The sequence below is a fragment of the Stenotrophomonas sp. Ker107b genome, assembly GCF_053847245.1.
Map to the genome: position 1 here is coordinate 867,328 of NZ_JBSPHX010000002.1, position 26,359 is coordinate 893,686.

Annotated in this window: 26 protein-coding genes and 2 riboswitches; of the genes, 12 read left to right on the forward strand and 14 right to left on the reverse strand. The window is 68.0% G+C overall.

Going from position 1 to position 26,359, the window contains the following annotated elements; all coding sequences use genetic code 11:
- Positions 1-70: 70 nt before the first annotated feature.
- On the reverse strand, positions 71-688 hold the full coding sequence (locus ACWV8V_RS13695) for a trimeric intracellular cation channel family protein (protein ID WP_019183564.1): 618 nt from the start codon (positions 686-688) through the stop codon (positions 71-73).
- Positions 689-780: 92 nt separating this feature from the next.
- Positions 781-872: riboswitch (glycine riboswitch) on the reverse strand.
- Between the two features lie 8 nt (positions 873-880).
- Positions 881-974: riboswitch (glycine riboswitch) on the reverse strand.
- A gap of 44 nt (positions 975-1,018) precedes the next feature.
- On the opposite strand from ACWV8V_RS13695, the gene ACWV8V_RS13700 reads away from it, so the two are divergent.
- The gene (locus ACWV8V_RS13700) at positions 1,019-1,288 is read left to right on the forward strand and encodes a GIY-YIG nuclease family protein (RefSeq protein WP_121040315.1); all 270 of its coding nucleotides are present in this window, start codon (positions 1,019-1,021) and stop codon (positions 1,286-1,288) included.
- An 86-nt stretch (positions 1,289-1,374) separates the two neighbouring features.
- Positions 1,375-1,719: a ribonuclease E inhibitor RraB gene (locus ACWV8V_RS13705; protein ID WP_152151013.1), complete on the forward strand. Its 345-nt coding sequence runs from the start codon at positions 1,375-1,377 to the stop codon at positions 1,717-1,719.
- On the opposite strand, the gene ACWV8V_RS13710 is transcribed toward ACWV8V_RS13705, so the two are convergent.
- On the reverse strand, positions 1,720-3,012 hold the full coding sequence (locus ACWV8V_RS13710; RefSeq protein ID WP_259258941.1) for an NAD(P)/FAD-dependent oxidoreductase: 1,293 nt from the start codon (positions 3,010-3,012) through the stop codon (positions 1,720-1,722).
- Between the two features lie 162 nt (positions 3,013-3,174).
- Between ACWV8V_RS13710 and ACWV8V_RS13715 the strand changes: the two genes are divergently transcribed.
- Complete coding sequence (locus tag ACWV8V_RS13715; protein WP_455899990.1) at positions 3,175-3,936, forward strand: NYN domain-containing protein; 762 nt, start codon at positions 3,175-3,177, stop codon at positions 3,934-3,936.
- A gap of 9 nt (positions 3,937-3,945) precedes the next feature.
- On the opposite strand, the gene ACWV8V_RS13720 is transcribed toward ACWV8V_RS13715, so the two are convergent.
- Entirely contained in the window at positions 3,946-4,149 is a 204-nt protein-coding gene (locus ACWV8V_RS13720) for a hypothetical protein (RefSeq protein WP_259258942.1), read from the reverse strand.
- A 101-nt stretch (positions 4,150-4,250) separates the two neighbouring features.
- Here ACWV8V_RS13720 and ACWV8V_RS13725 point away from each other — a divergent pair, with 101 nt between their 5' ends.
- Positions 4,251-4,871, forward strand: a complete 621-nt coding sequence (locus tag ACWV8V_RS13725; RefSeq protein WP_259258943.1) for a glutathione S-transferase family protein — start codon at positions 4,251-4,253, stop codon at positions 4,869-4,871.
- A 35-nt stretch (positions 4,872-4,906) separates the two neighbouring features.
- On the opposite strand, the gene ACWV8V_RS13730 is transcribed toward ACWV8V_RS13725, so the two are convergent.
- Positions 4,907-7,087, reverse strand: coding sequence for a primosomal protein N' (locus tag ACWV8V_RS13730; RefSeq protein ID WP_455899991.1), 2,181 nt, complete (start codon positions 7,085-7,087; stop codon positions 4,907-4,909).
- A gap of 437 nt (positions 7,088-7,524) precedes the next feature.
- Between ACWV8V_RS13730 and ACWV8V_RS13735 the strand changes: the two genes are divergently transcribed.
- The 4 genes from ACWV8V_RS13735 to sppA all read left to right on the forward strand — a co-directional run bounded on the left by ACWV8V_RS13735 (position 7,525) and on the right by sppA (position 12,552).
- The gene (locus ACWV8V_RS13735) at positions 7,525-8,529 is read left to right on the forward strand and encodes a hypothetical protein (protein ID WP_455899992.1); all 1,005 of its coding nucleotides are present in this window, start codon (positions 7,525-7,527) and stop codon (positions 8,527-8,529) included.
- Positions 8,522-9,085 (forward strand): DUF3106 domain-containing protein, encoded by a 564-nt coding sequence (locus ACWV8V_RS13740; protein ID WP_455899993.1) that lies wholly within the window; start codon positions 8,522-8,524, stop codon positions 9,083-9,085. Before ACWV8V_RS13735 ends, ACWV8V_RS13740 begins: the two co-directional genes overlap by 8 nt.
- A gap of 119 nt (positions 9,086-9,204) precedes the next feature.
- Positions 9,205-10,569: an MATE family efflux transporter gene (locus tag ACWV8V_RS13745; RefSeq protein ID WP_259258946.1), complete on the forward strand. Its 1,365-nt coding sequence runs from the start codon at positions 9,205-9,207 to the stop codon at positions 10,567-10,569.
- A 75-nt stretch (positions 10,570-10,644) separates the two neighbouring features.
- On the forward strand, positions 10,645-12,552 hold the full coding sequence (gene sppA, locus ACWV8V_RS13750) for a signal peptide peptidase SppA (protein ID WP_455899994.1): 1,908 nt from the start codon (positions 10,645-10,647) through the stop codon (positions 12,550-12,552).
- Between the two features lie 73 nt (positions 12,553-12,625).
- On the opposite strand, the gene ACWV8V_RS13755 is transcribed toward sppA, so the two are convergent.
- Positions 12,626-12,862 (reverse strand): hypothetical protein, encoded by a 237-nt coding sequence (locus tag ACWV8V_RS13755; protein WP_259258948.1) that lies wholly within the window; start codon positions 12,860-12,862, stop codon positions 12,626-12,628.
- A 154-nt stretch (positions 12,863-13,016) separates the two neighbouring features.
- Between ACWV8V_RS13755 and ACWV8V_RS13760 the strand changes: the two genes are divergently transcribed.
- The gene (locus ACWV8V_RS13760) at positions 13,017-13,793 is read left to right on the forward strand and encodes an SDR family oxidoreductase (protein WP_259258949.1); all 777 of its coding nucleotides are present in this window, start codon (positions 13,017-13,019) and stop codon (positions 13,791-13,793) included.
- 94 nt (positions 13,794-13,887) lie between these two features.
- On the opposite strand, the gene ACWV8V_RS13765 is transcribed toward ACWV8V_RS13760, so the two are convergent.
- The 9 genes from ACWV8V_RS13765 to ACWV8V_RS13805 all read right to left on the reverse strand — a co-directional run bounded on the left by ACWV8V_RS13765 (position 13,888) and on the right by ACWV8V_RS13805 (position 23,342).
- Positions 13,888-14,538 carry a DUF4124 domain-containing protein gene (locus tag ACWV8V_RS13765; protein ID WP_455899995.1) on the reverse strand — a complete coding sequence of 217 codons (651 nt, stop codon included), beginning with the start codon at positions 14,536-14,538 and terminating at the stop codon, positions 13,888-13,890.
- A 25-nt stretch (positions 14,539-14,563) separates the two neighbouring features.
- Entirely contained in the window at positions 14,564-15,367 is an 804-nt protein-coding gene (locus tag ACWV8V_RS13770) for a DUF4124 domain-containing protein (RefSeq protein ID WP_455899996.1), read from the reverse strand.
- A 42-nt stretch (positions 15,368-15,409) separates the two neighbouring features.
- Positions 15,410-15,970 carry a Sua5/YciO/YrdC/YwlC family protein gene (locus ACWV8V_RS13775; protein WP_259258952.1) on the reverse strand — a complete coding sequence of 187 codons (561 nt, stop codon included), beginning with the start codon at positions 15,968-15,970 and terminating at the stop codon, positions 15,410-15,412.
- A 64-nt stretch (positions 15,971-16,034) separates the two neighbouring features.
- The gene (locus ACWV8V_RS13780) at positions 16,035-18,527 is read right to left on the reverse strand and encodes a DNA topoisomerase I (protein WP_455899997.1); all 2,493 of its coding nucleotides are present in this window, start codon (positions 18,525-18,527) and stop codon (positions 16,035-16,037) included.
- A gap of 194 nt (positions 18,528-18,721) precedes the next feature.
- The gene (locus ACWV8V_RS13785) at positions 18,722-19,630 is read right to left on the reverse strand and encodes an RDD family protein (RefSeq protein WP_259258955.1); all 909 of its coding nucleotides are present in this window, start codon (positions 19,628-19,630) and stop codon (positions 18,722-18,724) included.
- Between the two features lie 45 nt (positions 19,631-19,675).
- Complete coding sequence (locus ACWV8V_RS13790) at positions 19,676-20,443, reverse strand: pilin (protein WP_455899998.1); 768 nt, start codon at positions 20,441-20,443, stop codon at positions 19,676-19,678.
- Positions 20,444-20,481: 38 nt separating this feature from the next.
- Positions 20,482-20,955: a DUF494 family protein gene (locus ACWV8V_RS13795; protein WP_088433666.1), complete on the reverse strand. Its 474-nt coding sequence runs from the start codon at positions 20,953-20,955 to the stop codon at positions 20,482-20,484.
- A 42-nt stretch (positions 20,956-20,997) separates the two neighbouring features.
- On the reverse strand, positions 20,998-22,137 hold the full coding sequence (gene dprA / locus ACWV8V_RS13800) for a DNA-processing protein DprA (RefSeq protein ID WP_259258959.1): 1,140 nt from the start codon (positions 22,135-22,137) through the stop codon (positions 20,998-21,000).
- 74 nt (positions 22,138-22,211) lie between these two features.
- Complete coding sequence (locus ACWV8V_RS13805) at positions 22,212-23,342, reverse strand: LysM peptidoglycan-binding domain-containing protein (RefSeq protein WP_259258960.1); 1,131 nt, start codon at positions 23,340-23,342, stop codon at positions 22,212-22,214.
- A 126-nt stretch (positions 23,343-23,468) separates the two neighbouring features.
- Here ACWV8V_RS13805 and def point away from each other — a divergent pair, with 126 nt between their 5' ends.
- From def to rsmB, 3 genes are all read left to right on the forward strand, one after another.
- Positions 23,469-23,981, forward strand: a complete 513-nt coding sequence (gene def / locus ACWV8V_RS13810) for a peptide deformylase (RefSeq protein WP_123730063.1) — start codon at positions 23,469-23,471, stop codon at positions 23,979-23,981.
- 99 nt (positions 23,982-24,080) lie between these two features.
- The gene (gene fmt / locus ACWV8V_RS13815; protein WP_259258962.1) at positions 24,081-25,004 is read left to right on the forward strand and encodes a methionyl-tRNA formyltransferase; all 924 of its coding nucleotides are present in this window, start codon (positions 24,081-24,083) and stop codon (positions 25,002-25,004) included.
- A 1-nt stretch (position 25,005) separates the two neighbouring features.
- Positions 25,006-26,349, forward strand: coding sequence for a 16S rRNA (cytosine(967)-C(5))-methyltransferase RsmB (gene rsmB / locus ACWV8V_RS13820; protein WP_259258963.1), 1,344 nt, complete (start codon positions 25,006-25,008; stop codon positions 26,347-26,349).
- The last annotated feature ends 10 nt before the right edge of the window (positions 26,350-26,359 follow it).

Sequence of the window (26,359 nt, forward strand, 5' to 3'; positions counted from 1 at the left end):
GAACGGGAGCGCCATGATACAGGGCCGGGCCGCTCAAGCTCCCGTGACCTTGGTCATGCCCGCGGGTGCGTCAATGCACCTCGTCGCGGTACACGAACTTCGGCATTTCCCACTTGAAGTGGATGGCCAGCAGGCGGAACAGGAAGCCGCCGCCCAGGCACCACAGCGTGGCGGCGTTGAGTGACACGCCGAGTTCCAGCAGGGTCAGGTAGGCCGCACCGGTGAGCAGGGTGATCACGGCATACAGTTCTTTCTGGAAGATCAGCGGCACCTCGTTGCACAACACATCGCGCAGCACGCCGCCGAACGCACCGGTCAGCATGCCGGCGATCAGGATGATCGGCACGGTGTGCCCGCCTTCGCGCGCGACCGCGCACCCGATCAGAGTGAACGCGATCAGGCCCAGGCCATCGAGCACCAGGAAGGTGCGCCGGAAGTGATGCATCCAGCGCGCCACCCAGGTCGCGATCAGTGCTGCGCAGATGGTGAAGCCCAGGTACTCCGGGTGCTTCACCCAGCCCAGCGGGTAGTGGCCGAGCACGATGTCGCGCAGCGAGCCGCCGCCGAGCGCGGTGACGCAGGCGATGATGACCACGCCGAACAGGTCCATGCGGCGGCGGCCGGCCGACAGCGCGCCGGTCATGGCTTCGGCCGAGATGGCGATGAGGTAGATCAGGGAGAGCAGCATGGGGGGGCTCCGGGAAACACGTCAGGCGGGGACGGAAACGCGCACGCATCACGCCAGCGCCGCTGCACTGTCGTGGGGTGGGATTCCGTTGCCGCTCCCGCTGTCCTTTTGCCTGAGAGTTCGGTGGCCAAGGCCACGTGCCCCTTCGGCGGGTCATTGAAGACCTCTCTCCAGATCGGCGTGTCGGATGCATGGTTGGTGGCTGTGCAGCCACCGGCCTGAGCGATTATGGGAGCCTGCGCCTTCGGCGGGCGCCAGCGCGGCGCCTCTCTCCTGCATCCGGGGCGGATTCTAGCAGCCGCCGGGCCCGTGCCGGGGGATAATCCCGGTATGCCCGCTGAACCCGCCCTCTGGTACCTGTACCTGCTTGAATGCCGCAACGGCAGCTATTACGCCGGCATCAGCAACGACGTGGACGCACGCTTCCAGGCCCATCTCGCCGGCAAAGGGGCGAAATACACGCGGGCCAACCCACCGGTGAAGGTGCTGGCGATGCGCGCCTACCCGGACCGCGCGGCCGCGTCGAAGGCCGAGTGGCAGCTCAAGCGGCAACCGCGCGAGCGCAAGCTGGCGTGGCTGGCGCTGCCCGATCCCACGTAGCCGCGCGTGCGGGTTGTTCGGGCCTTCGTTGGCGGCATACCATCGACCCTCGTTCGTTGATCCGCTTGCCCAAGCCCTGGAGTGCCATGTCCCGCGATCTGTCGTTGTACCCGGAAGATGAGAATGGCGATGTGCTCTGGAACATGCTGCAGGACGGCGATGATCTGACGATTCCGCGCGAGGTGGATTTCGCGCTGATCTTCCCGACCCAGGATGTGGCGATCGCCTTCGCCGTGCACCTGCTCAAGAACGACCAGAAGGTGTCCTTCGCCGCCTACGAGGGCAACGACGACTACCCCTGGCAGGTGGTGGTGCATCCGCTGATGCTGCCGACCCACCAGAACATCGCCGGCTTCGAAGGTCTGCTGGCCAGCGAGGCGGTCTCCTACAGCGGCCAGGTGGATGGCTGGGGATGTCTGTCGCAGGGTTGATCAGGGCGTGGGCGGTCGTTTCGGCCGGCGATCGTCCTGTGCATCACCGAAGATGATCCGCGCGCTGCGCTGGTAGCTCCAGTACGCCACCGCCCAGTTCAACAGCACCACCACGCGGTTGCGGAAGCCGATCAGGAAGAACACGTGCGCGGCCAGCCAGAACCACCAGGCCAGCACCCCGGAGAGCTGCAGCCGGCCGAGGTGGACGATCGCCGCCATGCGGCCGATGGTCGCCAGGTTGCCGAAGTCCTGGTATTTGAACGCACCCGGCGCGGGCTTGCCGGCCAGGCGTGCCTGGACGGTGGTGGCCACGTGCTTGCCCATCTGCTTGGCCGCCGGCGCGACGCCGGGCACCGGCTTGCCGTCGGCCTGGGTCAGTGCCGCCAGGTCACCGGCAACGAAGATCTCCGGGTGGCCCTCCAGGGTGAGGTCAGGCTGCACCGGCACGCGGCCGGCGCGGTCCAGTGGCACGTCCAACGTACGTGCCAGCGGTGAGGCGGCGACACCGGCGGCCCAGACCACGGTGCGGGCCTCGACGAAGCGCTCGCCGAGCTGGAAGCCTTCGGCAGTGATGTCGCTGACCGGCGTGCCGGTGAGCACTTCCACGCCCAGCTTTTCCAGCTGACGGCGCGCCTTGAGCGAGAGCACCTCGGGGAAGGTGGACAGCACGCGCGGGCCGGCTTCGACCAGGCGGACCTTGGCCGAGGCGGGATCGATATGGCGGAACTCATTGCGCAGCGTGTGCCGCGCGATCTCGGCCAGGGTGCCGGCCAGTTCCACGCCGGTGGGGCCGCCACCGACCACGGCGAAACTCAGCCACGCCGCTTTGCGCGCGGGATCGGGTTCGGCCTCGGCACGCTCGAAGGCGAGCAGCAGCTTGCGGCGCAGCGCGATGGCATCGTCCAGCGTCTTCAGGCCCGGCGCATCGGCGGCCCATTCGTCGTGGCCGAAATACGCGTGGGTGGCGCCGGTGCACAGCATCAGGGTGTCGTACGTAATCTGCGTGCCATCGGCCAGCGTCGCGGTCCGCGCGGCCTTGTCGATGTCGGTCACTTCACCCAGGCGCACTTCGACATTGCGCTGGTGACCGAGGATATGGCGCAGCGGTGCGGCGATATCCGGCGCGGACAGGCCTGCGGTGGCCACCTGGTAGAGCAGCGGCTGGAACAGATGATGGTTGCGACGGTCCACCAGGGTGATGCGCACGTGCGCCGAGGCGAGGGCACGGGTGGCCCAGAGGCCGGCAAAACCGCCACCGATGATGAGCAGGTGGGGCGTGGGATCGCGGGTCATGCTTCACTCCTTGGCGGGCGCCGGCGGGGGGCGGCGCAGGTCGTCTCGTGATGCGGCCCATGGTCGCACGTGAAGCGCGATGTTCACGTCGATGGCCGATACTGGGTTCAGGGGCCATCGCGCTTGCCCGATGGCCGATCCGATCCTGCCCAGGAGACCGAGATGTCCGAACCGGAAAAGCGCATCGCCCTGTTGATCGATGCCGACAACGCGCCCTCATCCAAGATTGATGCGGTGCTGGCCGAAGTGGCCCGCTACGGCGTGGCCAATGTCCGCCGTGCCTACGGCAACTGGAAGAGCCCGCGGTTGAAAGGGTGGGAGTCCGTGCTGCACGAGTACGCGATCCGCCCCATCCAGCAGTTTGCCTACAGCCGCGGCAAGAACGCCTCGGACATGGCGATGGTGATCGACGCGATGGACATGCTGTACGCCCGCAATCTGGATGGCTTTGCGATCGTCTCCAGTGATGCCGACTTCACCCCGCTGGTGATGCGCCTGCTGACCGACGGGGTCAAGGTGTACGGCTTCGGCGAGAAGAAAACGCCCGAGCCGTTCGTCAACGCGTGCTCGAAGTTCACCTACATCGAAGCCTTGGGGCAGCCGCATGCGGCCGATCAGGAGGTGGAGCAGGACAACGAGGAAACCCGCCCGCGCAAGAGCGGCCCGGAGCTGCGTAATGACACCCGCCTGGCGCAGATGCTGCGCCGCGCGGTGACCTCGGCCGAAGCCGAGGATGGCTGGTCACACCTGGGCCCGGTCGGCAGTCAGATCGGCAACCAGGCCTCGTTCGATTCGCGCAATTACGGGTACGGCAAACTCAGCGATCTACTGGCTGCGACCGGCTTGTTCGAGATGAAGAAGGACGGCAAATCGACCTATGTGCGCGCGCTGCCCAAGAAGAGTGCGGCCAAGGCGACGAAGTAAGCGCTGGCCTCAACGCAGCAGCGCGGCCAGCGGGCGGGCCGTGCTGCCGTTGAAGCCATCGGAGAAGCCTCGCACGGCGTCAGGCAGCATGCCGCTGGCCAGCAGCAACAGCGCGGCGCTGAGCAGCAGATTGCGATGGTGGCGGCGATAACCGACCACCAGGGCACCGATGCCGGCAACGAGCAACACGATTTCGAGTGCGTAGAGGATCATTGTTTTTCATCCATGACATGACGGTGGGCCCGCCGTTGGGCGTATCGTAGCGGCACCGCGCGACCCCGCTGCCGCGCATCGAACGATACGGGAATCCGATCATGCTGAACATCTGGGGCCGTCGCAATTCCAGCAACGTGCGCAAAGTGCTGTGGTGTGCCGAGGAGATCGGCGCGCCGTACGAGTCGATCGAGGTCGGCGGTGCATTCGGTGGCACGCAGTCGCCGGAATACCGGGCGATGAATCCGAACGGGCTGGTGCCGGTGATCGAGGACCAGGGCCTGCCGCTGTGGGAATCCAACACGATCGTGCGCTATCTCTGCGCGCGCTACGCGCTGGGCACGCTGTACCCGGAAGACGTGGTGGCGCGCGCGCAGTCGGAGAAGTGGATGGACTGGACCACCTCGACCTTCGCCGGCGTGTTCCGCGATCTGTTCTGGGGCACGTTGCGGACCGCGCCCGCTGATCGGGATGAGGCGCGCATCGCTGCCGCACTGGTGCGCTCGGGCGAGTTGCTGGCGATGGCCGATGAGGCCTTGTCGCGGCAGCCGTATCTGTCCGGTGAGCAGTTCGCGATGGGCGATATCCCGTTGGGTGCCTTCATCTATGCCTGGTTCGAGATGCCGATCCAGCGGCCGGACCTGCCGCATCTGGCCGCGTGGTACGAACGGCTGAAGCAGCGGCCGGCGTATCAGCGTGGGGTCATGACCGCGCTGACCTGAGCGGCCGTGCCGACCCACGGTCGGCACCTGCCGGCCTAGTACAGATCCATCGGATCCACATCCAGCGACCAGCGCACCCTGCGTGCCTGCGGCAGCGCGGAGATCTGCGGCGTCACCTGATCCAGCACGCCATGCAGTGGGCGTCGCGCGGGTGAGGACAGCAGCAGCTGGGTGCGCTGGTAGCCGGCGCGGCGGGGCATCGGTGCCGGCATCGGGCCGTAGCGTTCCACCGCGGCATCGTCGGGAATCAACGCGCGCACCGCACTGAGCATCGCGTTGGCATGCTCCACCTGCTGCGCTTCGGCACGCAGCAGCGCCAGGTGCGCGAACGGCGGGAAACCGGCCGCTTCGCGCTGCTGCAGTTCCGCCTCGGCAAAGGCGTGATACCCACCGTTGACCAGCGTCTCCAGCAGCGGATGCCCCGGGTGGTGGGTCTGCAGCCAGACCTCGCCGGCATCCACCGCACGCCCGGCGCGGCCGGCGACCTGGATCAGCTGCTGCGCGAGTTTTTCACTGGCGCGGAAGTCGGCCGAGAACAGGCCTTCATCGATGCCGACCACCACCACCAGGGTCAGCTTCGGCAGGTCGTGACCTTTGGCGAGGATCTGCGTGCCGACCAGGATCCCCGCGCGATCGCCGAGCGAGGCCAGCTGGGTTTCCAACGCATCCCGCTTGCCGGTGGTGCCGCGGTCGATGCGGATCACCGGGAACTCCGGGAAGGCCTCGACCAGGTGTTCTTCCAGCCGCTCGGTGCCGATGCCCTGCGGCTGCAGCGCCAGGCTGCCGCAGTCCGGGCACGCCAGCGGCGCGGACTGGCGTGCGCCACAGTGGTGGCACTGCAGGCGCCGGCCGCCGGCATGCACGGTCATCGGCGCATCGCAGCGCTGGCACGGCGCGGTCCAGCCGCAGTCATGGCAGAGCAGCACGGGCGCATAGCCGCGGCGGTTCTTGAACACCAGCACCTGGTGCCCGGCCTGCAGATGCTGGGTGATGCCGGCCAGTACTTCCGGCGAGAGCCCATCGCGCAGCGGGCGTTTACGCACATCAAGCACGCGCACCACCGGCGGACGCGCGGCGCCCGCGCGCTGCTTCAGGCGCAGGTGGGTGTAACGGCCGGCATGCGCGTTGTGCAACGATTCCAGCGACGGCGTGGCGCTGCCGAGCACCACCGCCACGTCCAGTGCCTTGGCGCGTACCAGCGCGAAATCGCGTGCGTGATAGCGGATGCCGTCCTGCTGTTTGTAACTGCCGTCGTGCTCTTCGTCGATCACGATCAGGCCCGCATTCGGCAGCGGCGTGAACACCGCCGAGCGCGTGCCGACGATGACCTGTGCTTCGCCTCGCGCGGCGGCGGCCCACACGCGGGCGCGCTCGTTGTCGTTCAAGCCGGAGTGCAGCACATGCACCGGAATGCCCAGGCGGTTGCGGAAGCGCGACAGCGTCTGCGGGGTCAGCCCGATCTCCGGCACCAGCACCAGCGCCTGCTTGCCGCGCGCAAGGCACGCCACGATCGCCTGCAGGTAGACCTCGGTCTTGCCACTGCCGGTCACGCCATCGAGCAGATAGGCGGCAAAGCCGTCGGCGGACGTGATCGCGGCGATCGCCTCGGCCTGTTCGGCATTGGGCGCGGGGCCGCTGGCCGGCGACGCGACGGCCGGGCTGTGCGCCAGCGCGATCCGTTCGACCAGCTCCCGCTTGGCCAGCGACCGGGCAGCGCTGCGCCAGTCGTCCATCAAGGTATCCAGGCGGTCTTCGTTCACCACGCCCTCGGCCAGGCACGCTGCCAGGCGTTGCGGACGGGTACCGCTGCGCAGCTTGGGCTGCGGGTCGTGGCCGGCCGCCGTCAGCTGCCAGCCCCACTGATGGGTGTCCGGCACGGCCTCACCCCGCCGCAGCGGACCGGGCAGGGCCGTACTGATCACTTCGCCCAGCGGGGCATGGGTGTAGCGCGCCAGCCACTGCAGCGAGCGCCACAGCTCACCGGTCACCAGGGGCGTGGTGTCGATCCACTCGATCGCGGCGCGCAGGCTGCCGGGGTCTTCGACCTGGCCGATCCCGGCCACCACGCCGACCAGCTCCCGGGAGCCGAACGGCACCCGGACCCGTTGCCCGGTCATCCCCGGGTCCGGGGCCGGCCCGGGCGGCGGGGCGTAGTCGAACAAGTGCGGCAGCGGCACCGGCAGGGCGACGCGCAGGGTCGAAGACGAGGAGGTCATCGGGCCAGTGTAGCGGGCAGGGGCGGACCGGATCACGCCCATTCACCGTCTCAACCGGGTGCGCGCCGAATCATAAATCTCACCTAAATATCCGACTTGATTGGAGATTCAGGCTTATCCACATCTTCTGTGGATAAGTCTGTGCGCCACTGCGTATGTGACCGCCTTGCGTCAGGAACTTCCGACGTTCTGCTCAGGTTGGTCAAAAAATAGCCACGCAACAATGATCAATAAAAACAACAAGATAGCTGTGAAACAAAGTTGAAACAGCCTTGACGCGGGGCTCACGTGTGGTTCTACCCCGGTTTTACGTGGTGCTGTGCACAACCTTTTGCGCCGGAAGGCTTTGCGGACCGTGGCCGCTCACTGGAAATGAACATCCGCGCGCCGCTGGAGTGACGCAATCGCTATCATTTCCACACAATGATGGAGTTGCTATGACGGCTGCGCCCGCCCCCGTTTCTTCTACCGCAGCCGGCGCGCTGTCGGCGTTTCTCCGTGGCGTTGAACGCCGCGCCCTGGTCGTGGCCGAGCTGCAGTGCGGCGACCCGACCGTCGCCGAACAGGCGCTGGTCGCCGTCATGCGTGCCTTCGCCGGGATCGCCAGCGATCTGCCCATGGCCCAGTGGCCGGAGCGGTTCTGGTCGCTGCTGGTACACCGTGCGCCGTTGCGCGAGCCGGCCGGAGGCACCTGGCCCGCGTCGCTGGAGCACCTGGCCGGGCTGGCCGCGCCGGCGCGACTGGCGTTCCTGCTGCGGATCGGTGGCGGGCTGGATGAAGCCGCGGCCGCACAGATCCTGGATCTGCCGATGGCCGACTACCAGCACGCACTGGCCGATGCCTGCCCGCGCGATGCCCATGGCAACCCCGATGCCGCTGGCTGGCGCGCGCTGGCCGAACAGGTCCAACTGCGCATCCGTGATCTGCCGGCCACCCGCCTGCAGCGCCTGCAGCAGCCGGTGGCCGCGCCGGCCAGCCAGCAGCCCGATGCCCCCTCCTGGCGCACCCCGGTCAAGTCCGATGCGTCCACTCAGCGCCGCCCGGTCAAGCGCCAGCGTGGCCGTCGTTTCCCCTGGAAGGGCGTGCTGATCGTCGCGGTGACGGTGGGCGTGCTGCTTGGCGGGGCGGCATGGTGGAAGCACGCCCGCCAGGCCGGTGAGCCCGCAGCGGAGATCCCCGAGGGGGCGGTCGCCGATGACGCCCAGGTCACCGTGGAAGACCTGCCTGCCGACGACCTGCCAACCGTGGCCCCGACCGCCTCGCCCTACGCAGCTACGGACGCGGCGATGCTGGCCGATCCGGATCTGCCGACCGCTCGCGATGCCGATCTGTACGCCTGGTTCGCCGCAGGCGGTCCCGTGCCCGTGGACGAATCCCAAGCCCAGCCGAGCCGCCCTGAACCCGCTACCGCCGGCCTGGAGACGGCTGCCGCCGATGAGTAAGGCCGCCTTCCTGCTGATCGCCCTCGGGCTCTCCAGTGCGGCCATCGCCGCCCCCAACCGGGTCGAGGTGCCGCTGGCGGTGCCGGCCCCGCCCAGCGCCACGGCGCCGGCCATCCCGGCCACCCCCGCGGCGCTGGATCCGGCCCAGCTGCGCGAGCTGCGCAGCCGCTATGCCGCCTGGCAGGCCATGAGCGAGAGCGAGCGCGCCCGCGTCCGTGCAGCAGCGGCACGCGTGGCAGCACTGCCGCCAGCCCAGCAGCAGGCCTTGCGCCAGCGCTTCGCCGAGCAGGATCAACGCTTCCGCGATGGCTGGTTGCTGGGTCCTCAGCTCGGGCATGAATTCACCAAGCTGCAGGGCCTGTTCGGTTACCTGCCGGCCGAGCAGCGCCCGACCGCGCTGGCGGTGCTGCGCCAGCTCACGCCCTCCCAGCTCACCCAGCTGACCCTGGTCGCCCAGCGCACTCCGCCGCAGGACCGCGATCGCGTACGTGCCGAGTTCCTGGGCGTGGCCCCGGCTGCGCGCGACACCTGGCTGCGCGAGCACGTCGGCCACTGACGGCATCGCCCCGTTTACCTGAAAGCGCGGCTTTTCCCCGGCCGCGCGCGTAAGATGTCGGGCCGCAACCCGGTGCCTGTGCCTTCCGCGCGCGACCGTAGTTGCCGTCTGTGACGTCCATGTCTACCGCTTCCTCTACGCCGCGCCTCTCCCGGGAAGTGCGCGCCACCGGTCTGCTCGCGCTGCCGCTGGTTCTGGGCCATGTCTCCACCGGCCTGATCTCCTTCGTCGACAACGTGATCGCCGGTCACCACGGCACCCACACGCTCGCCGCCGTCACCATCGGCACGGCGCTGCTGTGGCTGCCCATGCTGATCCCGATCGGCACCCTGATCTCGCTGACCGCCTCGGTCTCTCAGCTGCACGGTGCTGGCCGCGAGCGCGAGATCGGCCCGCTGTTCCGCCAGGCGTTGTGGCTGGCGCTGGGCCTGGGCCTGATCATGTTCACCTTCCTCACGGTGGTGCCGCCGCTGCTGCCGGCGTTCGGCATCGCGCCGGACATCGTGCCCGGGGCGACCGCGTTCCTGCATGCGGTGCGCTGGGGCGGCCCGGCGCTGACGCTGTACTTCTGCATGCGCTACCTGAGTGAGGGCATGCACTGGACGCTACCGACCATGCTGCTCGGCTTTGGCGGCCTGCTGGTGCTGGCGCCGCTGGGCTATGTGCTCTGCTACGGCAAGCTCGGCTTCCCCGAGCTGGGCGCCGAAGGCCTGGGCATGGCCTCGGCGATCATGATGTGGCTGCAGGCCCTGTGCTTTGCCGGCTATCTCTGGAAGACCAAGCGCTTCGCCCATCTGCAGCTGTTCGCGCACTTCGAGGCGCCGCGCTGGAGCGCGATCTGGGAGCTGCTGCGGACCGGCCTGCCGATCGGTATCACCGTGCTGATGGAAGGTGGATTGTTCATCGTCACCGCGCTGCTGATCGGGCGCCTGGGCGCGACTGAAGCGGCGTCGCACCAGATCGCCATCAACGTGGCCCAGCTGTGCTTCATGATCCCGATGGGTGTGGCCGAAGCGACCACGGTGCGGGTCGGCCATGCGGTCGGCAGCGGCAACGGGCTGGGCGTGCGCCGCGCGGCGATCGCCGGGCTGCTGATCATCCTGGGCACCCAGACGCTGTCGGCGCTGGTGCTGCTGCTTGGCCATGACGCCATCGTCGGGGTCTACACGAACGATCTGGGCGTGGCTGCCCTGGCCTCGACCCTGCTGTTGTATGCGGCCGCATTCCAGTTCCCGGATGGCGTCCAGGTGCTCTCGGCCGGCGCGCTGCGCGGGCTGAAAGACACCCGCGTGCCGATGTTCATCGCCATGTTCTCGTACTGGGGCCTGGGCATGCCGCTCGGCGCCGGGCTGGGCCTGGGCCTGGGCATGGGGCCGCAGGGCATGTGGCTGGGGCTGATCCTGGGCCTGACCGCTGCCGCCATCCTGATGGCCTGGCGCCTGCGCGTGAGCAGCGCCCGGGCCGGCCTCCCTTCGACACCCTGACTTGTGTCCGATGCCGACGCGCCCGGCACCGGCTATTCTGGCACCACGGCAAGAAGCCACTTTGGAGTTACCCCCATGAATCAACCCGCGCGTCGCAATCCCGTCGCCAGCTTCTTCATCGGGCTGTGGGATGTGATGAACTTTACCCGCCGGCTCATCCTCAACCTGGTGTTTTTCGGGCTGCTGTTCCTGATCCTGATCGTGTTCATCGTCGCGATGGGCAAGAGCGCGACCTCGAAGACGTCGCTGCAGGACCGCACGACCCTGGTGATCGCACCGGAAGGCCGGCTGGTCGAACAGTTCAGTGCTGATCCGGTCAGCCGCGCGCTGGGCAAGGCCGTGGGCGACAAGAGCGCCGAAGAGATCCAGCTGCGCGATCTGATCCGCGCGCTGGAGGCGGCCAAGACCGACAAGAAGATCGAGCGCGTGGTGCTGGAGCTGGACAAGCTGCAGCCGAGCGGCTTCGCCTCGATGCGCGAAGTGACGGTTGCGCTGCAGGAGCTGCGCGCTGCCGGCAAGCAGGTCGTGGCCTTCAGCGAGAACATGAGCCAGTCGCAGTACCTGCTCGCCTCGCAGGCCAACGAGGTCTATCTCGACCCGATGGGCGGCGTGGTGCTCGAGGGCCTGGGCCGCTACCGCCAGTACTTCCGCACCGGCCTGCAGGACAAGCTGGGCGTGGACGTGCACCTGTTCAAGGTGGGTGAGTACAAGTCGGCCGCCGAGCCGTATGTGCTCGATGCCGCTTCGCCGCAGGCCAAGGAAGCCGATCTGTTCTGGATGAACGATGTGTGGCAGCGCTACCTGGCTGACATCGCCAAGGCACGCAAGTTGGATCCGGCACAGCTGGCCGCCGGCATCGACACCATGCCCGAAGGCATCGCCGCCGCCGGTGGCGACCTGGCCAAGTTCGCCCTGCAGCAGAAGCTGGTGGACGGCCTGAAGACGCGCGAGGAAGTGGATACCCTGCTGACCGAGCGGGGTGTCGCCGATGATGACGCAGACGGTGGTTACCGCAACGTCGATCTGGATGCCTACCTGAGCGTGCTCGACGGCCGTCGTTCGCCGGTCGATTCGCGTCCGCAGGTGGCGGTGATCGTGGCGGCCGGTGAAATCTCCGGCGGCGATCTGCCGGCCGGCCGGATCGGTGGCGAGTCGACCTCGGCGCTGCTGCGCGAAGCACGTGACGACAAGGACGTGAAGGCGGTGGTGCTGCGCGTGAGCTCGCCGGGCGGTGAGGTGTTCGCCTCCGAGCAGATCCGCCGCGAAGTGGTCGCGCTGAAGGAAGCCGGTAAGCCGGTCGTGGTCTCGATGGGCGATCTGGCCGCCTCGGGCGGTTACTGGATCAGCATGAATGCCGATCGCATCTACGCCGACCCGTCCACCATCACCGGTTCGATCGGCATCTTCGGCATGATCCCGAACGTGGCCCGCTCGCTGGACAAGATCGGCGTGCATACCGATGGCGTGGGCACCACCCGCTTCGCCGGTGCGTTCGACATCACCCGCCCGATGGACCCGGCCGTGGGCCAGGTCATCCAGTCGGTGATCAACAAGGGTTACGCCGATTTCACCGGCAAGGTCGCCGCCGCGCGCAACAAGCCGGTGGAAGCGGTCGATGAAGTCGCCCGCGGTCGCGTGTGGAGCGGTGCGCAGGCCAAGGAACGTGGCCTGGTCGATGACTTCGGTGGCCTGAAGGCCGCCGTGGCCGACGCCGCCAGCCGCGCCAAGCTGGGCGCGGATGACAAGTTCCGCGTGCGCTACATCGAGAAGGGCGCGACCCCGTTCGCGCAGTTCCTCAGCGGCTTCGCCGGCAGTCATGCCGGTGCCTGGATGCTGGGCGAATCGGGCATGGCCCGCCTGATGCTGGCCCGTTCGATGCCGGAGCTGGACACCCAGCTGCGCTTCGTCGAAGACGCCGCACGCGACCCGCGCAACAACGCCGCGCCGGTCAAGACGCTGGTGTACTGCTTCTGCGGTCTGTAAGCGGCCTCAGCGGTACTGTGTGACACCCGAACGCCCGGCTTGTGCCGGGCGTTCTGCCATCCGGGCGATGGGGTCAGGGGCTGGGCGGTGGCGTGTCACCGCTGACGCGGTCGGCGTCGGCAGCGCGGGCATCGGCGGACTGCTGCAGGGTATCGCTGACCGCCTTGGCGCGGTTGATCGGTGTCTGGATCGCATCGCGCAGTTCGGTTGCCTGCGGTTCCGGCGGTGTATCCGGTGCCGGGGGCACCGGGCGGTTGCAGGCGCTCAGCGCGATCATCGCGAGCAGCGGCAGGGCAATACGGATTGTCATGGCAACCTCCCTCATTGAGCCGGTAGCGGAGCATCAGTGTCCCACCGCCTCGCGCCTCGCGCGTGATGGCGCCCGGCGTGCCGGCCATCGCGCGTTATCCTATCCGGGCCGCACCGTGGGTGCCGCATCCCATGGATCACCGCAGGAGAAGCACGTGAGCGCGCAACGTTGGCGACTGGATGGACAGACCGCATTGATCACCGGCGCCAGTGCCGGCATCGGCTTGGCGATCGCGCGCGAGCTGCTGGGCTTCGGTGCGGACCTGTTGATCGTCGGCCGCGATGCCGATGCGCTGGAGATGGCCCGCGATGAACTGGCCGATGCCTTCCCGGACCGCGAGATCCATGGCCTGGCTGCCGACGTTTCCGATGATGAGGACCGCCGCGAAATCCTGGACTGGGTGGAAGACCACAGCGATGGGCTGCACATCCTGGTCAACAACGCCGGTGGCAACATCAGCAAGCCGGCCACCGAATACACCGAAGACGAGTGGCGCGGGATCTTCGAGACCAACCTGTTTTCGGCGTTCGAGCTGTCGCGCTATGCGCACCCGTTGCTGGCGCGGCACGCGGCCTCGGCGATCGTCAACGTCGGCAGCGTGTCCGGCCTGACCCATGTGCGCAGCGGCGCGGTATACGGCATGACCAAGGCCGCGATGCACCAGATGACCCGCAACCTGGCCGTGGAGTGGGCCGAGGACGGAATCCGCGTCAACGCCGTGGCGCCGTGGTACATCCGCACCCGGCGCACGTCTGGCCCATTGTCTGACCCGGACTACTACGAGCAGGTGATCGAGCGTACCCCGATGCGCCGCATCGGCGAGCCGGAAGAGGTGGCGGCGGCGGTCGGCTTCCTGTGCCTGCCGGCCTCCAGCTACGTCACCGGCGAGTGCATCGCGGTGGATGGCGGGTTCCTGCGTTACGGGTTCTGAGACGGCCAGCAGCCGTCACGACCGGTCACAGGGTGCGCGGCAGAACGCGGTGATGGCGCACGGAGAATCCAGTCACGACGCGGGGTAACCCCGGTCATGGCACGGGGCAATCGCTCTCGGCCAACACCGCTTCAAGACGCGCGCGCTCGGCGGTCGCGGCGGCCTGATTGTCCGGCGTGGCGAAACGCTCGCGGCCCCGTGCATCGCGGAAACGCTGCTGCCAGCTGCTGCAGCGCTGTGCTTCGGCTACCGGCTCGCAGGCATCGCGCACCACTTCGCAGCTTGCCGCGTTGCTCGGCGCATGGCTGCCCCCCAGGCCGGTGAGGGCCAGCGATTCGCAGCGTGACGGGGCGGGCTCGCGTTCGTGCAGGTAGCGGCCGCCATCGGCGGCGATGCACTGATAGATCTCCGGCAGCGGCGGCTTGGGCGGGGCGGTCTCGTCATGTTCCGCCGCCGGTGTCTGCGGGCGCAGCGATGCACTGTCGAGCAGGCCGCTGTCCTCGTCACCGGCCTGTGGCAGCGGCGGCATGGTGTGTTCGGTGGTGGGGGCGGCCGGGGGACCGTCGACCACGGCCGGGGCACGCACCGGCGCACTGATCCGTTGAATGCGTTGTTCGCTGCCGGCCGGACAGGCCACGCTCTGGATGGTCAGGTTGCCACCTGCATCGGTGCAGCGGAAGAACACCGCTTCGTCGGCGGCGGCCGGCAGCGATAGCAGCAGGGTGAGCAGCAGGCAGTGCTTCATCGCATCAGTGTAAAGCGCAGCACCATCAGTGCCCGCCGCAGTCCTGGTCCAGGCGCGCGTCGATCCCGCGCTGCTCGCGGGTCAGCGCATCGCGCTCGCCCTGCAGCGCACTGTTGTAGCGGCGGATCAGGTCCCAGCGCCGATCCTTCAACCGCGAACAGACTTCCTGTGCGGGCAGCGCATGGCATTCGTCGCGGACCAGCACGTTGCCGGCCGGTACCACCACGCTGTGGCCCACGCCGGGATACGGATAGCCACCGCCTTCCCACTGCGAGCTGCCACCGCCGATGTTGATGCTGCCGCCGACCCGTGAACCGCCGCCGCTGACGGAGAGCGAGCCGCCACTGCTGCGCACCGAACCGCTGCCCATCGGCATGATCGGCGGCAGCGGACGCGACGGTGGATAGCCACCCGAGGGCGGCCGCGGGCCGGGCCGATAGGGCAGATAGGCATTCGTCCAGATCGGCACCCAGCGCGGATTGCCTTCGTTGCTGTCGCTGACGTAGGTATCACCCTCGCTGGTGGTGCACTCGTACATCGGCTGCGGCGGCTGCACGTGCACGTAGCGCACTTCGCGCTCGGGTGCTCGCGGTGTAGGCGCCGGGTCGGGCGCGCGGTCGCTGCGTACCACGCGCGGAGCGGGATCGCGCGGGCGCTGGAGCTCGCGCACTTCCTGCCGGCCTTCACGGCACGGTGCGTCCTGCAGCGAGACGGCGCCGTTGCTGCTGACGCAGCGATAGACACGCACGTTGTCGCTCTGCGCCGCGGCAGGCATGACAGGGCTCAGCAGTGCGAGCAGGGACAACCACAGGGCAGGGCGCGGGGTCATGCGCCCAGTGTGCGGGTTTGCCCGCCGCCACGCAAAGCCGGTTCAGCTGCGCAGCACCTGGCCGCTGAGCGCATCGCGGATCGGCGTGGGCTGTGCCAGGCCACCGGTCTGGCCATCGATCAGGCCATCGAGCAACGCCAGCAGGCGCGGGTCCAGTTCGGCGCGTGTGCGTGCCGGCGGCTCGCCGGCGAGGTTGGCACTGGTGGAGACCAGCGGGCCGCCCCAAGCGCGGCACAGCGCGGCGACCAGGGGGTGCGCGCTGATGCGCACCGCGATGCCGCTGTGTTCGCCGGTGATCCAGCGTGGCGCACGTTCGCCGGCGGGCAGGATCCAGGTATTGGCACCGGGCCAGCTGGCCAGCACCGCGCCTTGGCGATCCAACGGCAGGGCCTCCATCCGCACCCAGCCATCCAGCTGGGCCGGATCGGCGGCGACCAGGATCACCCCCTTCTCGACCGGGCGCTGCTTGAGCTGCAGCAGCTTCATCACCGCGGCCTCGTGCGCGGGGTCGCAGCCCAACCCCCAGACCGCTTCGGTGGGATAGGCGATCACCCCGCCGGCGCGCAGCGCAGGCAGGGCAGTGTCCACAGTGAGTTCGTTCATGACAGGCGACCCGGGTGCATGGCCCGCATTATCCTCCCGCCGTGGCGGGAGGGGTCAACCAGGCTCAGCTGGCAGCGACCTTCTTGACGGCCTTCTTCACGGCTTTCTTGGCCACCTTCTTGGTCGCCTTCTTGGCAACCTTCTTCACCGCGGCCTTCTTGGTGGCGGTCTTCTTGGTCGCTTCGCCAGCGGCGGCTTTCTTGGCCGGTGCCTTCTTGGCGACGACCTTCTTGGCGGCTTTCTTGCCGAAGCCCTTGCGCACCGGCTTGCCGGTTTCTTCCATCAGCGTCTGCACTTCGGCCAGGGTCAGCGAAGCGGGCTCGCGATCCTTCGGAATCTTGCCGTTCATCTTGCCGTCGCTGATGTACGGGCCGAAGCGACCGTTCAGCACCTGGATCTCGCTGCCCTCGAATTCCTTGATGATCCGGTTGCGCGCGATCTCTTCCTTCTCTTCGATCAGGAACACGGCGCGGGCCAGGTCGATGGTGTACGGGTCGTCTTCCTTCTTCAGCGAGGCATAGGTGCTGCCACGCTTGGCGAACGGACCGAAGCGACCGATACCGACGCTGACGTCCTCATCTTTGTCCTGGCCGAGCGCACGCGGCATCAGGAACAGTTCCAGCGCGTCTTCCAGGGAGATGGTGTGCATCGACTGGCCGGGGCGCAGCGAGGCGAACTTGGGCTTGTCCTCGGCGTCCTCGGCGGTGCTGCCGATCGCCGCGTACGGCCCGAAACGGCCCAGGCGCACGCTGACCGGCTTGCCGGTCTTGGGATCGGTGCCGAGCTCGCGCGCGCCACTGGCTTCGGCGCGGTCGACCGATTCGTTCTTTTCGCCGACCAGCTTGTGGAACGGTTCCCAGAACCGCGCCATCAGCGGGATCCAGTCTTCCTCACCCCGCGACACGGCATCGAGCTCGTCTTCGAGCTTGGCGGTAAAGTCGTAATCCACGTACTGGGTGAAGTGGCTGGACAGGAACTTGGACACCGCACGGCCGACGTCGGACGGGCGGAAGCTGCGGCCTTCCATCTCCACGTACTTGCGGAACAGCAGGGTCTGGATGATCGAGGCATAGGTCGAGGGGCGGCCGATGCCGTACTCCTCGAGCGCCTTGACCAGCGCCGCTTCGGTGAAGCGCGGCGGCGGCTGGGTGAAGTGCTGTTCGGCCAGGATGCGCTCGAGCGGCACGCGGTCGCCGGGCTTCATCGCCGGCAGCTTGCGGCCTTCATCGTCGTCGTCGGCACTCTTGTTGTCCTTGCCTTCCTCGTACACGGCCAGGAAGCCGGGCACGACCACGGTGGTGCCGCTGGCGCGGAACACGTGCTCGCTGCCGGCCGACAGGTCCACGCTGACGGTGTTGAGCGTGGCCGGGATCATCTGGCAGGCGACAGCGCGCTTCCAGATCAGCTCGTACAGCTTGCGCTCGTCGTCGGTGAGGAAGCGCGCCACCTGGGCCGGGGTGCGCAGCGCCGAGGTCGGACGCACGGCTTCGTGCGCTTCCTGGGCGTTCTTGGATTTGGTCTGGTAGGTGTTCGGCTGGTCCGGCAGCGAGCCGATGCCGTAATCGCGTGCGATCACATCGCGGATTTCGGCCAGTGCGTCCTGCGAGAGGTTCACCGAGTCGGTACGCATGTAGGAGATCAGGCCGACGGTGCCTTCTTCCTCACCGATCGCCATGCCTTCATACAGCTTCTGCGCGACCTGCATGGTCTTGCGCGTGGTGAAACCGAGCTTGCGCGAGGCTTCCTGCTGCAGCGTGGAGGTGGTGAACGGCGGCGCCGGGCGGCGCTTGCGCTCCTTGCTGACCACGTCGGTGACGTGCAGGGCGCCTTGGGCGGCCTGCTGGATGCGCATGCGCGCGGCCTCGGCGGTATCGCCGTCGGTCACGGTGAACTGTTCGAACTTCTGCCCGTCCAGCTTGATCAGGCGCGCATTGAAGTGCTGCGAGGGATGCGCGCACAGCGCATCGATGCTCCAGTACTCGCGGGCGATGAAGGCTTCGATCTCTTCTTCGCGCTCGACGATCATGCGCAGTGCCGGGCTCTGCACACGGCCGGCGGACAGGCCGCGCTGCACTTTGCGCCACAGCACCGGGGACAGGTTGAAGCCGACCAGGTAATCCAGCGCGCGGCGCGCCTGCTGGGCATCGACCAGGTCACCGGCGATCTCGCGCGGGTGGCCCATCGCTTCCTTGATGGCGCGCGGGGTGATCTCGGTGAAGACCACGCGCTGCATGGGCTTGTCCTTGACCAGCCCGCGTTCGCGCAGGATTTCGGCGATGTGCCAGCTGATCGCTTCACCCTCGCGATCCGGATCGGTCGCCAGGAAGATGTCGTCGGCGCCCTTGGCGGCCTTGACGATGGCATCGACGTGCTTTTCGTTCTTCTCGATGAGGTCGTACCGCATCGCGAAGTTGTTGTCGGGGTCGACCGCGCCTTCCTTGGGCACCAGGTCACGCACATGCCCATACGAGGCCAGGACAGTGAAGTCCTTGCCGAGGTATTTGTTGATCGTCTTGGCCTTGGCGGGCGATTCGACGATGAGCAGGTGCTTGGGCATGGCGTCAGGATTCTATGGGCAGGGCCCCGGGGAGGGCCGCTAGGGTGGAGCAAATGGCCGCATTAGTGAAGCGGCGCGGGCGATATACATAAACCGAACGCCCGGGGGTGGGCCGGGCGTTCAGCTTTCTGCCTATTAGTGGAATCACGCCGGGGCCGCTTGTGTCAAGCGGCCGGGTGTGAGGATTGCTCAGATCAGGACATCGAGGCGATCACGCCGATCATCGCGATCATCACGCCGAACAGGGCCACCACGGCCAGTGCGGCAATCACCAGGATCACGATGGTGACCGTACCCAGGCCCCGCTGCTGCAGCTCGGGATGGTCAGTGAAGGCCCACTTGTCCACCACCAGGGTGTCGCACATCATGTCGTGCAGCGCCTGCTTGCGCTCGGTGAAGGCAGCCATGATGAAACCGATCATCAGGATCAGGCTGCTGACGATGGTCGCCAGGTAGCGGCAGAAGGCACGCAGGAAGCTGATCCGCTCGCCGGTGCCGCGCACGACCTTGATGCCGACGGCCATCTTGCCCAGCGTGGCGCCACCGCGCGAGGCGTGGAAGCCGGCGTAATAGCCGATGCTGATCACCATGCTGAGCAGCATCACCACCAGCGTCAGCGCGACCTGCATGCCTTCACTGCCGGAGCTGACGCCCATGACGTTGATGATCATGCTCAGCGGCAGGGTGACCACCGTCAGCAGGATGTAGTCGATGAAGTAGGCGGCGTAACGCTTCCAGAAGCCGGCATAGACCACGTCCTGGCCACTGACCACGGCGGTGTTGGCATAGCCGGTGGCCGCGGCAGGCGCGGTGTAAGGCGAGTAGGTACCACCGCCGGTGCCCGGCAGCGGTGCGGTGCCGTTGTCGATGGCGGTGTAATCGCCGCGCAGGTCGATGCCACTGCCGACCGTACTGGCCGCGCTGGCCAGATTCTGCAGCTGCAGCTCATCGACGGCCTCGGACAGCGGTGCCCACTGCGCGAACCCTTCCCGCCACACCAGCGTGGTCAGGGTGATGTCACCGCGCTGGAAGCGCTGGCGCATCTCCTCTGCGCTCAGCGGTCCCTGGCGTTCCTGGCCATCGGCGAAATACCACTCAGTCATTGCTTCAATCCCCTGTTGGGTGCATCCATGGACGTGTGTCCGTTATCAGCCGCGGCAGTGCTGCGGCAGGTACTTGTCATCCGGTTCGCCACTGCATTCCCAGTGCTGCTGCTCACCGTCGTAATCCAGCCACAGCAGCTTGCCGTCCAGCGAGGTGCTGCCGGGCACGGTCAGTTCGGCTTCCACGCCGCAGTGGCCATTGTCGAAACGACCGATCCGCACGGCGCCGACCGCATCGTCAGCGTAGCTTTCGGCCGGCTGGAAGCCCTCGTCATCGTTGACCGGGCAGCGGCCATGTTCGCTGGCGAATTCGGCCACGGCCGCCTTGATCGGTTCCAGTGCGGCAATCGCCTCGGTGGCTTTGGCGCGGGCGACATAATCGCGGTAGGCCGGCACGGCCAGCACCGCCAGTGCGCCGCCGATGATCAGCACCAGCACCGCGACCACGGCCGCGACGATACCCACGATCGCGCAGCCACTCAGACCCTGGCGGGGTGGTGGGGCGGCGGTGGGCGTGATGGGCGGGGCGGGATCGGCAGGCGCGGCCGGCGCCGCAGGCGCAGCAGGCGCAGCCGGGAGTGCGGGTGGCAGGGTCGGGCCGGGCGCGATCACTTCCACCGCCTCGGCAGCGGGAGCGATGTCCAGGCCGATCTCGGCGGCCACGGTTTCCAGCGGCTGCCACTGCGCCATGCCGTCGCGCCAGACCAGCGTATCCAGCGCGATGCGGCTGGAACGGTAGAGCGCGATCAACTCGTCAGCAGGCAGCGGACCGCGCTGCTGACTGTTTCCTTCTGCAAAGAACCACTGGTCCACCGGCCCGCTCCTGAATGCGCAAGGCGCTCAGTGTAAGGTCAGTGGAGCGGTTCCGGTTCGTCCACGAACATCTGGGTTTCCATCCAGGCGTACGCGGCTTCGGCCCCGGGCTGGTTGAACAGCACCATCAGCACGACCCATTTGAGGTCGTCCAGGTCCAGTTCGTCCTGGTCCAGCGCCATCGCACGGTCCAGCACCAGCTCGCGCTGGCTGGCATCGAGGATGCCGTGCTGCTCCAGGAACATCAAAAAGCCACGGCCTTCCACGTCGAGCTTGTCCAGCTCGGGCCCATGGAAAATCCGCACCGGGCCATTGACGCGGCCCAGCACCACGGCCGGGCGCTGCTCGGCGAGCGCGTCCAGCCAATCGAAGGCTTTGTTGATCTCGGTGGGGCTGAAGCCGGCCTGGATCAGGCCGTTCTGGAGGGAGTCGCGGTCGCGGATGAGGTCCGCGTCTTCGCTGAAATAGTGTTCGAACAGGTACAGCAGGACATCCAGAATGCTCTCTTTCATTGCCCCTCGGCCTGCGTCAACGACGCTGTGGAGGTGAAGAAACTAGGGTTTTCGACAGTAGCGACCATAGGCGGCCATTACCTTTCCATCCAGTTCCATGACCAGCAGCATGGCCGACAGCTGGGCCGCCGTCAATCCGCTGCGCTGGATCAATGAATCCATACCCGTTGGGTCGTCATCCAGGGCTTTCCACAAGCACTGGTAGTCCGGGTCGGTGTAGGAGGGGGCGCTCTTGAGCGCCGGTCGTGCCTGTTCAGTGGGGGCATCGAGCCGGGTTCGCAAGGCCCCGGCCAGGGTCTGGGCCAGTGCGGTCAGGCCGGCGGTCACCTCGGCCGGTTCTTCCACCAGCGCCGCCCCCTGGCGGATCAGGCGGTGGCAGCCTCGGGCACGCGCGTTGCGGATCGAGCCGGGCAGGGCGAATACCTCGCGGCCGGCCTCGGCGGCGCAGCGGGCGGTGATCAGGGCGCCGGAGCGCTGGGCGGCCTCGACCACCAGGGTGCCCAGGCTGAGCCCGGCGATGATCCGGTTGCGCGCGGGGAAGTGCGCCTGGATGGCCGGCATGCCCGGCGGATACTCGCTGACCACCGCCCCGCTCGCCGCGATGCGGCCATGCAGGGCGGCATGTTGGCGCGGATAGGTCTGCTCCAGGCCGGTGGCGACCACGGCGACGGTCATCCCGCCGGGCACCTGAAGTGCGCCGTCATGGGCCTGCGCGTCCACCCCGGTGGCCAGCCCGCTCACCACCGACCAGCCGTCGCGGGCGAGGGCCATCGCAAATGTGTGCGCGTGCTCGCGGCCGCTGGGGCTGGGCGAGCGGCTGCCGACCACGGCCACGGCGGGATGCCAGAGCCGGGCCGGCTCCCCATCCACGAACAGCGCCAGGGGCGGTTCCTCGATCTGGGCCAGCAGCGCCGGGTAGTCGGGGTCGGTCAGGCCCAGCAGGTGATGGTGATCCTCGGCCAGCCACGCCAGGCCATGCGCCAGATAGTGTTCGTCCGGCAACGCCAGCCGCGCGCGTTGCGCGGGGGTGCAGCCGGCAGCGCGCCATGCGCTGGGGCCCGCCCGCAGCGCGGCCGCCGCATCCGGAAATGCCCGGAGCAGGCGCAGACGGGGTGGCAGGGCACCGCCGGCCAGGACCAGGGTGAGCAGGGCGGTGGACGAGGCTGGGCAGGGAATCGGCATCCCGACAGCCTGGGGCGCAAACGACGACGGCGCCCTAGGGCGCCGTCGGATGGCGGGGTAGGACTCTGCCGCGCCTACCTGGTATCGGGATGCAGTGCCGAATAGCCGACCTTGACCGGCTTCACCCCTTCCATCACCAGCGCGTAGCTGACGTTCTCGAAGGTGCGGAACACCATCGCATGGGCGGCGTACTCGTCGGGCAGGGTGACCCGGCCGGCACCGCTGGTCAGCGAATCGTCCATCCGCGACGAGTTCGGGTAGTCCATGCGGTGCGCCACATGACGGCCCTGGCGCCACAGCGAGAACACCGTGCCGTTGTCCACGCCGTTGACGCTCCCAGCGGAGATCGCGATCACGTCGCGCGGGCCACCCGAGGTGAAGGTGTCGGCCACGGCCAGCACGCGGACATCCAGATCGGCGGTCTGCGCGGCGGGCACGTGCGGCACGAACTGCAGGTCATAGGGCCGGGCCTCGACCGGGACCAGACGGTCGCCGGCGCGGACTTCACGGCCATCGACCTGGCCCTGCAGCACCAGCGAGGTCACCTCGACGTTGCCGCTCTGGACGCGGGTCACCGTGCCGACGTTGATCTGGGCCAGCTCGTAGCCCAGCGTCTGGTTGCGCTTGCTCGGCACGATGAAGGTCTTCCAGAGGTTGCCGCTGCCGGGCGTGGTGTCGCCACGGGCGTTCAGGTCTTCGGTCGGCTTGGGCAGGGCGTACTGCACGGTCGGGCGGACCACGGCGAAACGCTGGCCGACCTGCGCATTCTCCAGGCCCCGTACATAGGCGGTCTGGCCGGTAGTGGCGCGCAGGCGGTTGTCTTCCAGATTGACCACGTAGGGCAGCGACTTGACCTCGTCGACCACGCTCAGCTGCTTCAGGAAGGGCTCGACCTGCTCCAGCGGGACGCCGCTGATCGGGGCCTCCTGGCGCGGGCCGGGCTGGGCCACGACGCGGTCCAGATAGGCCAGGCTGAGCACGTCACCCGGGTAGATCAGGTGTGGATTTTTGACCTGCGGGTTGGCCTGCCAGATTTCCGGCCACAGCCAGGGTTTCTGCAGGAACCGCGCCGAGATGTCCCACAGCGTGTCCCCTTTGCGCACGACATAGGTATCCGGGTGCCCGCCATTCATTTCCACGGCGGTAGCATAGGTAGCGACGGTCAGCATCGCTACGGCGACGACCGTACGAGTTCGTTCAAACATAGATGTGGTGCCTGATTCCCCAACAGGTTCGCGCACTATAGTCCAGAAACCGGGGCGCGGGGCAAGCGTTGGCGATAGAATCGCCCTGTACGCCGCTTCGACCGGCGCCCCCTACCGGTATTTGCCATGGCTCTCCTGCCCATTCTCGAATTTCCCGATCCGCGCCTGCGCACCAAGGCCGCGTTGATGGATGCCGCCGACGTGACCACGCCGGCGTTCCAGACCCTGATCGATGACATGTTCCAGACCATGTACGACGCCCCCGGCATCGGCCTGGCCGCCAGCCAGGTCGACGTGCACAAGCGTTTCATGGTGATCGACGTCAGTGAGGAGAAGGACACCCCGATGGTGTTCATCAACCCGGAGATCGTCGCCAACGAAGGGGGCCAGGTCTATCAGGAAGGCTGCCTGTCGGTGCCGGGCATCTTTGCCGACGTCACCCGCGCCAACCAGATCACCGTGCGCTACCTGGACCGCCACGGCGTGGCCCAGGAACTGACCACCGACGGCGTGCTCGCCGTGTGCGTGCAGCACGAGATGGACCACCTGGACGGCAAGCTGTTCATTGACTACCTCTCGCCGCTCAAGCGCGAGATGGTGCGCAAGAAGCTGGCCAAGCTGCGCAAGCACGTTGCCTGAGGTGATTGCAGCGACCGCCGCGCGGGTTGACCGCGCGACGTGTGCTGTCGCGCGGCGCCGGACATCGGCGCCGTTTTACGTTCTGTTAGTGGGGTCGCCATGAAGATTGTCTTTGCCGGTACGCCGGCGTTCGCCGTGTCCTCGCTGCGTGCCGCAGCCCGCCACCATGAAGTGGTCGCGGTGTACACGCAGCCTGATCGTCCCGCAGGGCGTGGCCGTGGCCTGGCGCCATCGCCGGTCAAGCTGGACGCGATCGCACGCGGCATCCCGGTGTTCCAGCCGGAAAGCCTCAAGACCCCCGAAGCCCAGCAGCAGCTGCGCGACCTGCAGCCGGATCTGATGGTGGTGGTGGCCTATGGGCTGATCCTGCCCAAGGCGGTGCTGACCATTCCAACCCACGGCTGCTGGAACGTGCATGCCTCGCTGTTGCCGCGCTGGCGCGGTGCCGCGCCGATCCAGCGTGCGATCCAGGCCGGGGATACCGAGACCGGTGTGTGCCTGATGCAGATGGAAGCGGGGCTGGACACCGGCCCGGTGCTGCTCAAGCAGCACATCGCGATCGGCGCCAACGACACCGGCGGTCAGCTGCACGACCGCCTGGCCGCGTTGGGTGAGCAGGTGCTGTCCGATGGCCTGGGCCTGCTGCGTGCCGGCATCAAGCCGATCGCGCAGCCGCAGCCCGAGGCGGGCGTCACCTACGCCCACAAGCTGGACAAGGCCGAAGCCCGCCTGGACTGGTCCGGCGATGCCCAGGCGCTGGCCCGGACCGTGCGCGCCTTCAACCCGTGGCCGATCGCCGAGGCGACATTGGCCGGCGAGCGCGTCCGCATCCATGGTGCGATCGCGCTGGAGGACAACCAGGGCAAGGCCCCGGGCACGCTGCTGGCCGCCTCGCGCGAGGGCATCGACATCGCCTGCGGCCAAGGTGCACTGCGCCTGCGCGTGCTGCAGCGTGAGGGCGGCAAGGCGATCACGGCCGCCGACTACCTCAATGCCCGTCGTGATCTTGGCGTGGGTGCCTGAGATGACCAACGCGCGTTCTGGCAAGCCTGCAGGCCCCTACACCGCCCATACCGCCCCCGGCGTGCCGACCCGCGTGCTGGCCGCGCGCGTGCTGGCCCAGGTGATCGGCCGCGGCCGTTCGCTCAAGGCCGAACTGGCCACCGCACTGCCGACCCTGGACGACAGCCGCGACCGCGCGCTGCTGGAGGCGCTGTGCTTTGCCGTGCTGCGTCGCCGCGCCGCCTATGACGCTGCACTGGCGCAATGGATGCCGCGGCCACTGAGTGTGCGCGAAGACGAACTGCGCGCGTTGCTGCTGGTCGGCTTCGCCCAGCTGGACGCGCTGGAGCTGCCGGCGCATGCCGCGCTCTCGGCCACGGTCGACGCTGCGCGTGCGATGGGCCGTGATCGCCAGGCCGGCATGGTCAACGCACTGCTGCGCCGCGCCCAGCGCGAAGGCATTCCGCCGCTGCCGGCGCGCGATGCGTTCCCGCTGTGGATGGCCGAGAAGATCGAACAGGATTGGCCGGAGGAGGCCGAGGCTGTGTTCAGTGCCAGCCTGCAGGCCGCGCCGCTGTGGCTGCGGGTCAACCGCCAGCACAGCAGCCGCGATGCGATGCTGCAGCAGCTGGAGACGGCAGGCATCGCTGCCGAAGCTTCGACCGTAGGTGCCGACGCGATCTGTCTGCCGGTGCCGGTGGCCGTGTCCGCGCTGCCGGGCTTCGCCGATGGCGCGCTGTCGGTACAGGATCTGTCGGCCCAGCAGGTGGCCGATGCGCTGGCGCCGCGCCCGGGTTCGCGGGTGCTTGATGCCTGCGCCGCGCCGGGCGGCAAGGCCGCGCATCTGCTGGAGCGCGATCCCACCCTGCAGCTGCTGGCGTTGGATATCGACGCGCGCCGGCTCAAGCGCATCAGCGAAACGTTCGTGCGTACCGGCGTGGGCCAGAATGCGAAGGTGCTCGCGGGTGACGCGACCGATCCGGCCAGCTGGTGGGACGGGCAATTGTTCGACACCATCCTGCTCGATGCCCCCTGTTCGGCCACCGGCATCATCCGCCGCCAGCCGGATGTACTGGCGCATCGCCGCGCGACCGACATCGAGGCGCTGATGGCCCTGCAGGCACGCCTGCTGGATGCCTGCTGGACGATGCTCACCCCGGGCGGAACCCTGCTGTATGCGACATGTTCGATCCTGCGCGATGAAAACCAGTTCCAGGTCGAAGCCTTCCTTCAGCGCACCCGTGATGCGGGCTTCCTGCCGCTGGGCGAGGCGTATGGCCATGATTCCTGGGCCGGGCGCCAGCGCCTGCCGGGTGAGAACGGTGCTGACGGCTTCTTCTATGCGCGTCTGTTAAAGAAGGGCTGATCCGAACCCG